Origin of the sequence: Rhizobium etli CFN 42 (genome assembly GCF_000092045.1) — a bacterium.
GTDB classification, from domain to species: Bacteria; Pseudomonadota; Alphaproteobacteria; order Rhizobiales; family Rhizobiaceae; genus Rhizobium; species Rhizobium etli.
In genome coordinates, this window is the sequence record NC_007761.1 from 3,292,233 (window position 1) to 3,304,784 (window position 12,552).

At 61.7% G+C, this 12,552-nt stretch carries 12 protein-coding genes; 3 read left to right on the forward strand and 9 right to left on the reverse strand.

Annotated features, from left to right (window positions below):
* Positions 1–5: 5 nt before the first annotated feature.
* The 5 genes from RHE_RS16070 to RHE_RS16090 all read right to left on the reverse strand — a co-directional run bounded on the left by RHE_RS16070 (position 6) and on the right by RHE_RS16090 (position 3,902).
* Positions 6–368: a HepT-like ribonuclease domain-containing protein gene (locus tag RHE_RS16070; RefSeq protein WP_011426376.1), complete on the reverse strand. Its 363-nt coding sequence runs from the start codon at positions 366–368 to the stop codon at positions 6–8.
* Positions 365–865 (reverse strand): 2-oxo-4-hydroxy-4-carboxy-5-ureidoimidazoline decarboxylase, encoded by a 501-nt coding sequence (uraD, locus tag RHE_RS16075; protein WP_011426377.1) that lies wholly within the window; start codon positions 863–865, stop codon positions 365–367. Before uraD ends, RHE_RS16070 begins: the two co-directional genes overlap by 4 nt.
* Positions 865–1,788, reverse strand: coding sequence for an allantoinase PuuE (gene puuE / locus RHE_RS16080; RefSeq protein WP_011426378.1), 924 nt, complete (start codon positions 1,786–1,788; stop codon positions 865–867). The genes uraD and puuE overlap by 1 nt, the downstream gene beginning before the upstream one ends.
* A gap of 113 nt (positions 1,789–1,901) precedes the next feature.
* Entirely contained in the window at positions 1,902–2,609 is a 708-nt protein-coding gene (locus tag RHE_RS16085; RefSeq protein ID WP_011426379.1) for a DUF1045 domain-containing protein, read from the reverse strand.
* Positions 2,610–2,723: 114 nt separating this feature from the next.
* The gene (locus RHE_RS16090; RefSeq protein WP_042118880.1) at positions 2,724–3,902 is read right to left on the reverse strand and encodes an NAD(P)/FAD-dependent oxidoreductase; all 1,179 of its coding nucleotides are present in this window, start codon (positions 3,900–3,902) and stop codon (positions 2,724–2,726) included.
* Between RHE_RS16090 and mnmD the strand changes: the two genes are divergently transcribed.
* Complete coding sequence (mnmD, locus tag RHE_RS16095; RefSeq protein ID WP_042118883.1) at positions 3,901–4,668, forward strand: tRNA (5-methylaminomethyl-2-thiouridine)(34)-methyltransferase MnmD; 768 nt, start codon at positions 3,901–3,903, stop codon at positions 4,666–4,668. The two genes, RHE_RS16090 and mnmD, sit on opposite strands and share 2 nt — an antisense overlap.
* Before the next feature lie 10 nt (positions 4,669–4,678).
* Here the strand turns inward: mnmD and RHE_RS16100 are convergent, their stop codons facing one another.
* A complete protein-coding gene (locus RHE_RS16100; RefSeq protein ID WP_011426382.1) occupies positions 4,679–8,080 on the reverse strand; it encodes a PAS domain-containing hybrid sensor histidine kinase/response regulator in 3,402 nt (1,133 codons plus the stop codon).
* A 71-nt stretch (positions 8,081–8,151) separates the two neighbouring features.
* Complete coding sequence (locus tag RHE_RS33660; protein ID WP_166486917.1) at positions 8,152–8,421, reverse strand: hypothetical protein; 270 nt, start codon at positions 8,419–8,421, stop codon at positions 8,152–8,154.
* Between RHE_RS33660 and RHE_RS16105 the strand changes: the two genes are divergently transcribed.
* Positions 8,420–8,728, forward strand: a complete 309-nt coding sequence (locus tag RHE_RS16105; protein WP_020921993.1) for a hypothetical protein — start codon at positions 8,420–8,422, stop codon at positions 8,726–8,728. The genes RHE_RS33660 and RHE_RS16105 overlap by 2 nt on opposite strands.
* 109 nt (positions 8,729–8,837) lie before the next feature.
* Here the strand turns inward: RHE_RS16105 and RHE_RS16110 are convergent, their stop codons facing one another.
* On the reverse strand, positions 8,838–10,223 hold the full coding sequence (locus RHE_RS16110; protein WP_011426384.1) for an MFS transporter: 1,386 nt from the start codon (positions 10,221–10,223) through the stop codon (positions 8,838–8,840).
* 182 nt (positions 10,224–10,405) lie between these two features.
* The gene (locus RHE_RS16115; RefSeq protein ID WP_011426385.1) at positions 10,406–11,353 is read right to left on the reverse strand and encodes a dihydrodipicolinate synthase family protein; all 948 of its coding nucleotides are present in this window, start codon (positions 11,351–11,353) and stop codon (positions 10,406–10,408) included.
* 161 nt (positions 11,354–11,514) lie between these two features.
* Here RHE_RS16115 and RHE_RS16120 point away from each other — a divergent pair, with 161 nt between their 5' ends.
* Positions 11,515–12,543 carry a LacI family DNA-binding transcriptional regulator gene (locus RHE_RS16120; protein ID WP_011426386.1) on the forward strand — a complete coding sequence of 343 codons (1,029 nt, stop codon included), beginning with the start codon at positions 11,515–11,517 and terminating at the stop codon, positions 12,541–12,543.
* The last annotated feature ends 9 nt before the right edge of the window (positions 12,544–12,552 follow it).

Sequence of the window (12,552 nt, forward strand, 5' to 3'; positions counted from 1 at the left end):
CGGCTTCACTCGCCTTCCGCATGCCAGTGACGAATGGCGTCGATCTCGACAAGAAGCTCCGGCAGGGTGCGATAGGTGGCCTCCCATATCTCGGACGGATCGAGGGCGAAGACGTCTTCAAGGATACGGTTGCCCGTGCCGCAGATTTTCGTCCACGGTAGAGTGGGATGCTCGGTGGCAAATTCCGGATGGGTTACGAGCAATCGGGACGCAGCCGCGCCGATGGTGAAATGGCAGAAGGCAACCGCCTTGAACGTGAGATTGTCCTCGGCGAAGGCTGCCTCATCCATTCCGCCGACAAAATACAGCGCTTCGGCTGCCGCCTTCTGCATTTCATTGAGATAGTCGATAGCACGCGGCTCGCTCATTCACCCTCCGGCAACATCGATGTCAGGCGCAGCAGGGCGATCCGTTCGACCTGCGCCGTCGCGGTCGCGAATTCTTCATCCGGGCGATTGCCGATCCGGGACTCGAAGGCCGAAAGGATGTCGCCCTTGCTGAGCCCTTTTACGGCGATGATGAAAGGAAAGCCGAATTTTTCGAGATAGGCCGAATTCAGTTCGCTGAAGCGGACATGCTCGGCCGGGCTCAGCCGATCGAGACCGGCGCCAGCCTGCTCCTTGCGGCTGTCCTCTGTGAGTTCGCCTGCGATCGCCAGGCGCCCGGCGAGATCCGGATGGGCGCAGAGCACCCCGAGGCGCTCCTCCCGGCTTGCCGCGCGGAAGACGGCGGCAAGCGCCGCATGCACGCCTGATGCCGTTAGCGGCTCCATCACGCTGCCGGCGTCGTAGGCGCGCTCGGCGATGAAGGGCGAATGTTCAAACACGCCGCCGAAGCGGGAAACGAAATCCTCCCGCGACAGCATCAGATCGCGTCCGGCTGGTGATGCTTGTGCCAGTGCTCGGCAATCTCGATGCGGCGCGGAATCCAGACCTTGTCGTGCTTCAGTACATATTCGATGAAGCGCTTCAGCGCCGCCGCCCGGCCGGGACGCCCGACGAGACGGCAATGCAGGCCGACCGACATCATCTTCGGGCTGCCCGCCTTGCCTTCCTCGTAAAGCGTGTCGAAGGCATCCTTGAGATAGGTGAAGAACTGGTCACCGGCGTTGAAGCCCTGCGGCGTCGCAAACCGCATATCGTTGGTTTCGAGCGTATAGGGAATGATTAGGAAAGGTTTGCCGTCGACGCCCCTCACCCAGTAAGGCAGGTCGTCGGCATAGGAATCAGAGGAGTAGAGGAAACCGCCCTCCTCCTGCACCAGCCGAAGCGTATTGTCGGAGGGCTTGCCTTGATACATGCCGTAAGGCCGCTCGCCGGTCAGTTCCGTGTGCAGGCGCACGGCTTCGAGAATATGCTTGCGCTCGAGATCCTCGGGGAAATCCTTGTATTCCAGCCAGCGATAGCCATGGCTGGCAATCTCCCAGCCCGCCTCCTTCATCGCTGCGACCGCCTCCGGGTTGCGGGCCATCGCCAGCGTCACGCCGTAGACGGTCGCCTGCACCTTGAGATCGGTGAACATCCGCCAGAGCCGCCAGAAGCCGGCCCGCGAACCATATTCGTAGATCGATTCCATATTGAGATTGCGCTGCCCCGGCCAGGCAGCCGCGCCGACGATCTCCGACAGCAGGTTTTCGGACGCCGGATCGCCGTCGAGGATCGAGCTCTCGCCGCCCTCCTCGTAATTGATGACAAACTGCACGGCGACGCATGCCTCTTCAGGCCACTTCGGGTCGGGCGTCTGGCGCCCATAGCCGACGAGATTGCGCGGATAAGTCTCGGATACCATCAAATCACCTTCTGAAAGGACGGGGAACGGTATCATCCGCAGCCGGAATGTCGAGACGGAAACTGCGCGGTAGAATTTATCTTTTCACCACAATCACTTAGATTAACGCATAGTCAAGCGATCCTGCGCGCGCTGACCTTGCCCATAGGGTGCAGCGAGTGGACACGGAAGGGACCGCCAGTGCCCTCTTCGATCATCAATGCCACGTTCGAAACCATCACCGGCTCCTTCAGGACGGGCTCGAAGATCGTTCGCAGCGCCGCTTCGATGCGGGGCATGTCGATCGCGTTGATCGAGCCTGTCACCGGCATATGGAAGCGGAACTCGTCCATGACATAAGGGTTGCCCCAACGATGCAGATTGGCGAATTGCGCCGCCGACAACCCATCCGGATCGCTGCGCTCGATGTCGGCTTCGCTCAGCGGCGCGCGGTAGCGATCGAACTCCTGAACGATTGCCGAAGCCAGACACTGGATCTGCTCACAAGGAGCGCTCGGCACCAGGCTATAGAAGCTGCCGAGCCGGGCAATCTCGAGACGTGAAATCTGGAAGGGAGTGAATGTTCCGGCAAAACGCATGAGATCGCGCAGGAGTTGCGATTCGGACATATCGGCGGACAGATGGAACGGCGCTTTCAGAACGCCATGGAAACCATAGCGCCGCGGCACCGCGGTATGAAAGGCGATCTCGTGAATGCCGAGGCCGCGGACGGCCGGAGGCTCCAGCATATCGCCCGAATATACGTTTCGACCAAGCCAATTGGCGGCTACGAGCGACAGCGGGTCGCTCGCCGGAGGCGTGAAGCAAATGGCATAGCGCATGCAATTTCCTCCATCAAGGAAGGGAGCGCCGGTGATTTCAGGCGCTGTCGATGCGCAAGCAGATAGGTGATTTGCATGACAGAATAACGAAACGAAGCTGTACCTAATTCGCGTTTAACGTGAAGCCGCCGCGATATGGCTTGAAATCGCAAAGCTTTCCGGCAGCAAATATTCGCAATCTATGTCGTCTGCGATACAAACCGCCGCTTCCGCCAGCCGGTGCGCCAGGCCGAAGCTGACCTTGAAGCCGCCGGTCAACGCGATCAGGCGTGGGTGATCGGGATGACAGCCGATCATCGGATCGCGGTCGATCGCCTTCGGGCGAAGCCCCGCCCAACGTTCGACAACAGGCGCATCGCGCAGGATCGGTACGATGGCGCGTGCGGTCTCGATCAGCGCATCAAGCTGGGCATCCGTCGAAAAGGGATCGTTGAAACGGTTCTCGCTGGTGCTGCCGATCGCGACATGCCCTCCCTCATGCGCCACGATATAGAGCCCGTCGAGAAAGATCGTCGGCAGCGCCGGGTCGATAGCGGCTTTCAATAGCGTCGCTTGCCCCTTCACTGGCTGGCCGAGCGGCTTTTTCGGCCCCAGCGTCAATTCCTGCAGCAACGGAAAGGACTGATGGCCGGCGGCCAGGATGCAGCGGCTGAAAGCAATGGTTTCCCCGCCAATGTCAGCTGTGCCGCGATCCGGGTCGAGGCCGGCAACGGCCGCATATTCTAGGATGCGCACGAATTTTGCCTGCCGCAGCGAAGCGATGAGCGCTGACATCAACGAGCGGGGCGCAACGCGGGCGGCCAGCGTGTCGTGCACGAAGCCGCTCGCGCCGGCAGATGCGTCAACCCAGCCGTCCGCATCAGGCCTGTCGACCACATGCCAGTGGAACCGGCGCTCGCCAGCCTGCCAATGACGTTCGGCATCCTCGGAATGCCCGCGTGCAATGCGATTGAGATGCGGCTTCGGCAGCGGGATCAGCCGTCCGGACCTGTTGTAACCGGCCGAGAGCCCGGTCGCCGCTTCCAGCGCTGCGATCTCGGCTTCGAGCGAGACCAGCGCATCGAACTGGAACTGCTTCTTCTCCGACCACCGGTCCGGCATATGCGGCATCAGCGCGCCGAGCAGGCCGCCGCTCGCGCCTCCACCCAATCTGCCGGCGTCGGCGATGATTGTGGCGATGCCGCGACGCTCGGCATGGACGGCCGCCCAGAGCCCCATGATGCCGGCGCCGACGATCAGCAATTCGCAGGACAATTGACCTGAGGCCGGCGCGGGACTATCCGCTTTTCCCATGACAGACGTGAACCCTGATCAGATTGGTGCGGGCGCGCCGCAGCCGCTCGAATGGCGCGACGGCGATATGCCCTATTCCACAGCCTTTGGCGATCATTTTTATTGCCAGACCGATGGACGGCTGGAATGCGGTCATGTCTTCCTCGCCGGCAATCACCTGCCGGAGCGCTGGAAGGGGCGGCAGGAGTTCGTCATCGGCGAACTCGGCTTCGGCACCGGCCTGAACTTCGCCGAGACCTGGCGGCAATGGAAGCTGCATCGCGCGGCTGGCCAGCACCTGCATTTCGTCTCTTTCGAACTCCACCCGATGCGCGGCGAAGAGATCGGTCGGGCGCTCTCGCATTGGCGGGAACTCGATGCCGAACGTCGGGCGCTGACGGCGGCTTGGCCGCAAACGCCTGCCGGCACCGTTTTGCTCGATCTAGACGATCAGACGCGGCTCAGCGTCGTCTGCGGCGCGGCACTCGACGGCGTCAGGACGGCGAAGCCCGGCTTCGACGCCTGGTATCTTGATGGCTTCGCCCCCTCGCGCAACGGCGACATGTGGTCGGAGGACCTGATGCGCGCGGTCAACGAAAAGACCGCCGCCGGCGGAACCTTCGCCACTTATGCCGCTGCCGGCTTCGTGCGCCGCAATCTCATCGCCGCCGGCTTTATCGTCGAGCGCCGCAAAGGCTTCGCCGGCAAGCGCGAAATGCTCTGCGGCGTCAAAGCGTTCCAGCGGGCAGGGATTGCCGACGCGGATGCTGGCCGCCTTAAGCAGTAGCCCACGGCGATCAGGAGCTCGTACGCCCCGGCTGCTGCTCGTCCTTGCCGAGCCATTGCCGGATCTTTTCTTCCAGCAGCTCGGGGCTGATCGGCTTCGACATATAGTCATCCATGCCGGCGTCGAGGCAGAGTTCCCGGTCACTTTCGAGCGCATGGGCGGTAACGCCGATGATTGGCACCCGATGGCCCTGCCCCTTTTCCCTTTCGCGGATCGTCCGGGTCGCCTCGTGGCCGTTCATGACTGGCATCGACACGTCCATCATAATGATGCGCGGTGTGTGACTCTCCCAGGCGGCGACCGCCTCTTCGCCATTTTTGACGACCAGGAAGGAAAGCCCGGACGACTGCAGGATCTGGGTGAAAACGATCTGGTTGACCTCATTATCTTCGGCGACGAGCACATCGACGAATTCATCCGCCCGCTTCTGCGGCACGAGCATAGGCGCGGGCTCAGGCGCCGGCACGGCTGCTTCGGTCTGCAGCCGGGCGATCTCGGCTTCCGAAGCCTGCTTCACGCGTCGCGCACGCACCACCTCGACAACTGTGTTGCGCAGCACGTTGGCGCGCGCCGGCTTCATTAGATGCGCTTGACCGTTCAGCGCTGCGAATTCCTTTTCCGTGCCCGAAATATCCATAGAGGTCAGGAAGATGATCGGCAGATCGACGAAACGGGGATCGGCGCGCAGCCGGCGGGCGACATTGGCGCCGTTCATATCGGGCATGTGATAGTCGAGAACCACTGCATCGACAGTGACGCCGAGATCGGCCGCCGCCTCCAGGATAGCAAGGCCGGTGCCGCCACCCTCGGCGGCCACGCCGTCAAAGCCCCAGAGCGAAAGCTGCTCGGTGAGGATGCGTCGGTTCACCTCATTGTCGTCGACGACGAGAATGCGTGCGCCTTGGACGTTGATCGGCAGCGGCTTCGGCTCAAGGCGGGCGGCCGCCACCGCGAAGGGCAGATTGACGGTGAAGACCGAGCCCCTGCCCCATTCGCTCTCCGCATTGATATAGCCGCCGAAGAGGTCGACGAGTCCGGCGGTGATCGCAAGACCGAGCCCCGTTCCCTCATGCCGCCTAGTCGATGAGGCGTCGACCTGCGAGAACTTCTCGAAGACCGAGTCGAGCTTCTCCCGGGGAATGCCGATCCCCGTATCCTCGATGCGGATGCTCGCTATGATCTCGCCGCCGGCCGCCGCCTGGAAGCCGACATCGACGAAGACATGGCCGCGCTCGGTGAATTTGACGGCATTGCCGACGAGATTGGTGACAATCTGGCGGAAGCGCCCGGCGTCTCCGATCACCGCGGCCGGCAGATCGGGTGCCGCCCGCACCAGGAGCTCGATATTCTTCTCAGCGGCATGCGAGGATAGAAGCGTCGCCACGTCCTCGACCGCCTCGACGAGGTCGAAAGCGGCCTTGCGCAGTTTCATCTGCCCTGCATCGATCTTCGAGAAGTCGAGGATGTCATTGATGATCGTCAGCAGCGCATTGCCCGATTTGACGATGATGTCGATGAAGGTTTTCTGGCGCGTGTCGAGATTGGTCTTGGCAAGCAGTTCCGCCATGCCGAGCACACCGTTCATCGGCGTACGGATCTCATGGCTCATATTGGCGAGGAACTCGGATTTGGCGCGGTCGGCGGCTTCGGCGCGTGACAGCAGCTGGCGCAATTCCTCCTCACGACTCTTGAGCTCGGTGACATCGGTAAACAGCGCCACCCAATGCTGTCCCGAGCTGACCGTCGCCTCCATGTTGACCCAGCGCTCGCCGCCGACATGGAAGACGGTGGAGATCGGCTGCCTCGCCGCGATATTGGCACGCCACCCCTGCAGGATCTCGTCGGCGGCATCGTGGAAATCGCCGCGCGCCGCGCAGAATTCGAACATGCCGAGCCAGCCCTGTCCGGCCTCGATATAATGCGGCGGGATCTGCAGGATATCGGCCATCGCGTCGTTGGACATCTTGATGATGCCGTCCTGGACAATGGCAAGGCCCTGCGACATGGCATGCGTGGCATCGCGCATCATTTCGCCGACCCGCTCGAGCGCCGCGCGGGTCTCGTGAATTTCCTTTTCCCGCTCGCGCACCGCCGAAATATCGGCATAGGTTAGCAGGATCCGGTCGTTGGAGATGCGCCGGCTGTCGAAGATGACGGATTTCCCGCCTGCCCAGCCGACCTCGATTGGCTCCGGCTCTTCTGCTTCGAACAGGTGCTTGCGAAAAGCATAGAGCTCTTCCGGCGTTCGCGTCCCGTCATAGCGGCCGAGCTCATGGTTGCGGCGGATGACGTCGATGAAGGGGCGCCCGTCGAAACGATCCTCGCGCGGCAGCTCCCAGATGCTGTAGAATTCGTCGTTGACGTAAAGGATCCGATGGTCGTTATCGAGGATCAGCACGCCGATCGGCAGCGAACGCAAGATGCTCTCGATATCCCGATGCAGCACTTCTTCCTGCTTGCGCGAAGCGATCAGCGCCTTCTCGCGCTCCTTGAGCGGCGAGATGTCGGAAAAGGAGCCTACGACATAGGTTCGCCCATCCGCCGTGATGACGCGGTTGACGCGCGAGATGACGGGATAGACGTGGCCGCTTGTGCTCGGCATTTCGCTCTCGAGCTCCACCGAAATGCCGTCCCTGAGCGCCAGCAGGTTTTCCTGGTAGATCGGCTCAGCGCCTTCCGGCCCGAACATCTCGTGCTCGGTCATTCCAAGATACTCGGAGCGAGCGCGGCCGCTGAAGGTCTCGTAGTATTTGTTGGCATAGATCAGGCGGTGCTTGTCGTCGCGTACGAAGACGGCGACCGGCAGATCTTCCAGCACGGTACGCAGCGCGTCGAGTTCGTTGACACTTTTACCCCAGGCCGAACCGTGGGCGGGCGCGGGACGTGCGCCCTTGCGGTAGGCGGCGTTGACAACCAGCGGGCGGCCGTCCGCCGCGAAGATGCCGATCGGGTGATCGAGCTTTTCCAGCGCCTCGCGCACGCGGGCGAAATCCGCAGCGACTCCGGAATCGTTTACAGTCCGAGAGCTGCCGCCGTTCGCCTCGTTGCCAGCAGCGCGGCGCTCACGGGGTTCGAACATGCCGAGCACATAGATGCGATCCGGCGACGGCGAGAAGCTTTCGATCTGGATGCGCTCATGGGCAAGGTTCGCCGCGTCGAAGCAGATGGCGTTCTCCTCGGTGCCGAACACCAGTGCCCGGCGCTCCTTGTCTTCGCGATCCTCTTCCTCGGGGCGATCGAAGAGTTCGCGGCTGCGCCTGCCGATGAAATCGGAAATCTCTCGGCCGAGGAAAGCCGCATAGGCCTCGTTGACGGCGACATAGCGCAGTTCGCTGTTCTTGACATAGGCCGGGGTATTCAGATCAGCGATCCGGCGGCAAGCCAACTCCAATATGTCCCCGGCTGATTTCAAGAAATTGTCGCTCCCGCAATAAATGAAATATCAACGACAAAGACTATAACGCCAAGGCTTTTAACAAGGTTTTAACCATAAATTTGCAAAGCGAATTTTGCGAGCCGGCTCGCAAACTGGAAATAGCTTACATGGGCAACCCTGCTCGCACGAGGTGAAGGGACGCCACCACCGACTGCGATCCTGCAACCCAGAATCATTGCCATGCCCCGCCGGATTCCATTGAAATAATGACGAAAATTTAATGCGCGAAGCGCTTGCGCCGCCATCGCGTCGCCGCGATCCGGAGGGAGTTTGGACATGGCTTTTAAGAAGCCGGTCGAAACCAAGGAAAATACCATGTCCGTTCTTCATAAGACCATGGCGACGGGCCTGATTGCGCTGACCCTTGCCGGCGCCTCGCTCGCCACCGCAACCACCGCCGATGCTCGTCCGCGCGATGCCTTTTGGGGCGGCCTCGCCGCCGGCGTCGTCGGTGGCGCTCTCCTGTCCGAGGCCGCCCGCCCCGCCTATCCGGTCTATCCAGCCTACCCTGTCTATCGTCCTTATCCCATCTACCGAACCTATTACCGGCCGCATTACTGCCATATCGAATGGCGGTACGATCGCTGGGGCGAGCCCTATCGCGTCAAGGTTTGCCCGGAGTAGAGCAACCCGCATCCGGCGCCGCTTGACCTCCCGGCGGCGCTGGCCGCAACGAGCCGATCTGGCGGGTGTTCGCCCGCCAGATCGATTGCTTCCACTAGAGCTGCATCCCTTACGGAGAAAGCTCCTCGAGAACGCGGCCCTTGGTTTCCACGGCAAACAGCATCGTCACGATCGCCCCGATGATCAGAATGGCTGCGAAACTCGCGAAGACATATTGGATGCCCAGCGAAGACATCAGCGTGCCGACGATGATCGGGCCGGTCGACGAGCCCAGGCGAAGCCAGGCGCTGCCGGTTCCTGTTCCGAACGCTCTGAGGCGCGTCGGGTAGATTTCCGCCGAATAGAGATAGAGCGAGAAGGTGACGGTCTGGACGATGGCATAGGCAAGACCGCCAAGCACCAGAACCTGAATGGCGGAAGTTGCGCCGAGCCATGCGAGGGTCAGAAGGGGCAGCGGAGCCAGAAGCAGCGCGCCGGTGTACCAGCGCTTGCGTCCCACCTTGTCGATGAGCAGCGCGCAGATGACGGCGGCGATCACGCCTCCGAGCGAGGTCAGGAACCCATAAAGGATGCTTGTTTGAAGCGGAAGGTTGAAGACCTGCCGATAGAGCGTCGGCAGCCAGGTGATCGTGCCGTTGGCGACCGTATAGGCGGTGAACCACATGGCCCAGATGGAGAGCGTTCGCTTCAGGTAAATGCCCTGGAACAGCTCCCGCCAGTCGGATGTACGGCGGACCGGCGCCTGGACGCGCTTCGGCTCGGGCAGCTCCTTGCCGGCTGCGCGAGCACTCTCTTCCATACGGGTGACGATGGCGTCGGCTTCCTGGTAGCGACCGTTTGCGGCCAGCCAGCGCGGTGACTCCTTCAGGAACCAGCGCAACGGGATCATCAGGATTGCGGGAACGAGGCCGACGACGAACATCGCCTTCCAGCCGTAGACCGGCACCATGAAGTAGCCGATCAGCCCGGCGCCGACCAGGCCGAGCAGGAACATGACCTCGTAGAGAAGGAAGAACCTGCCGCGCCCCTTCGATCCGATCAGCTCATTGATATAGGCGCTGGCGACAGGCACCTCACCGCCCGTGCCGATCCCCTGGACGAACCGGAAGGCCATCATCATGCCGGCGCCGGCGGCAAACAGGCAGGCGACATCCATGCTGACGAAAAGCAGGATCGTGAACAGAAGAACTTTCAGCCGGCCGATTTTCTCGGCCAGCCAGCCGAACAGGAGGGCGCCGATCAATTGCCCGAGATAGCCCATCGACAGGATCATGCCGGTTTGTGACGGACTGAGCCCCCACTCGCGCACCAGCACGGGCATGGCATAAGCGATGGCAATCACCGTATAGCCGTCGAAAAACGTTGCTGCGCCGATGATATTGCGCGCCCAGAAGACCTCGCGGGTAATGGGAAGACGCTCCAGGCGAGCGCTGATTTCGGCCTGTTGATCAGCGGCATTCGCCGCCTCGGCCGGCATAGGCTGCATGACATTCATTGGTTCCTCCTTCTCGCCCCGTGGCTACTACTCTCCCGGCCAGGGGCGCTCCTGTTCGATGTTTATTGCTGCGTGTCAGCTTGTCCTGTCAGTACCATGGGCTTCAAAAGGAGATGCCGTCCACGCCTTCTCCTTCCCATCGCAATGACGCTCCTGCGGCATGCGCAGAAGCGTTGAATGCATCACTCGGCAGCCAGGAGCTGGTCGACGCGGCCAATACCGGCGGCATCGAAGGCGGCAAAAATTTCCGCTTCGGCCTTTTCGCCGAGATTCTTCAGCGGCTCGCGGATCGTCGCATGATCGAGAATACCGCGATGCACGAGGCCGAGTTTGAGCGCCACGGTGCCTTCCATGTGTGAGCCGCGATGATAGACGGCCCGCGTCACCGGCAGCAGGCGTTCGAAAATCTTGCGGGCCTCCGGATAGTTCTGCGCTTTGCCCGCTTTGATCAGATCGATCAGCAGCTCCGGCGCGATATTGCCGTAGCCGACCAGCAGGCCGTCGACGTCGAACATGGTCGGCAGCAGCCATTCGTCGTGGCAGCTTAGAACCTGAAGATCTGGGTTGGCCTTCTTCAGTTCCGGAATCTCGACATACCAGCGCTTCATATTGCGCACGCCGTTCTTGGTGGCGACGACGCCTTCCTGCGTGGCGATGGCCACCTGCGTATCGAGATCGTAGGATGCCTTGGTGGCGTCCGGATACTGGAACAGGATGCACTGCAGGCCGGATTCCTGCCAAATCGCCTTGTAGCGATCCTGAGGCGCGCCCTTCTGAAAGCCGAAGCGCAGCCAGCCATGGTTCGGATAGACCAGCGCACCAGTGGCGCCGGCAGCCTTGCACTTTTTCGCCTCTCCCGCAGCAACCTTGGTACCCTCGCCGGTGATCCCGGCAATGATCGGCACGGCGCCGTCGACCGCCTCGACGTAAGTACGGATAAGAGCGAGCCTCTCCTCCTCGGTAAGGAAAGTGCCCTCGCCCGCATGGCCGAGAATGACGAGGCTTTTGACCCCTTCCATCGAAATCAGCCATTTGGCGATCTTTGCGTTGGCCTTGTGATCGACTTCGCCGTCGCGGGTGAAGGCGGTAACAGGCGCCGGGCTTAGCCCGCGCAGATCCATCGGTTGCATCTTGGTCTCCTCCTTTGCAATCGCTGCTCACTCACGACCAGCGACGGGATCGTTATTGGGAACGTTCCCACTATCGTTCTCGAATTATCTGGAGTCAATTCTTTTTTTAGTGCATGTTCCCAAACGGCACCCGACTGCCGCGACTCGAATGGGAAACTTCAATGAATTCAAAGGCGGACGAAATCCCCGGTCAAAGCCGCGTCACCATTCTCGACGTGGCTGCCGCAGCCGGCGTTTCCAAATCCACCGTATCCCGCATCCTGGACGAGCGGCTTCCCCGCTCTGACAGCGAGACCGCCCGCCGCGTTCGCAAAGTGGCTGAAGAGCTTGGCTACGTCAGGGACGTTTCGGCAGCGAGCCTCAGGCGCGGCAACACCATGACGGTCGGCGTGATCGTGCCGAGGCTGACGGATACGGTCATGGCCATGCTTTACGAAGCGCTCGCCAAAGCCTGCAGCCGTACGGGCCGCTTCGCTATTGTCGCCACGACCGACGACAAGCCGAAGGCCGACCGGCTTGCCGCCGAGTCCCTGCTGAGACGCGGCGTCGATGGACTGATCCTTTCCACGGCGCGGGAGGATGACGACTTTCCGGACGAGCTGGCGAGACGCGGTGTTCCCTATGTGCTGGCGCTGCGAACCGACGGCCACAGCCTCTCCTCCGTTGGCGATGACAGGCTGGGCGGCTACCTTGCCGCGCGCCACCTGCTCGACCTCGGCCATCGCAGGATTGGCGTCATTGCCGGCCCGTCCTATGCCTCCAGTTCGCGAGGCCGCGTGGAGGGTTTCAGCCAAGCACTGAAAGAAGCGGGGCTGACTGTGGATCCCTCCTGCATCATCCCCTCGACATTCGGCATCGAGTCCGGCGCCGTCGCCGTCGAGACGCTGATGAACCTCAGCCCACGCCCCACCGCTATTTTTGCCGTTAACGACAATACCGCCATCGGCGCCTTGTCGGGGTTGACCAAACTTGGCCTTTCCGTACCGCAGGATATCTCGATCGTCGGTTACAATGACATTCCGATCGTCAGCCACCTTCCTACGCCGCTCACGACGTTGCGCGTCCCGTTCGAGCAGATCGCTGCAAATGCCCTTGATCTCCTTGCGGGCGATGGCGGTTCCGTCGACGACCGCATCCGGATTTCGGCTCCGACACTCATTCCCAGGAAATCGACAGCGCCGCTGCGCTGAAAGATCGCG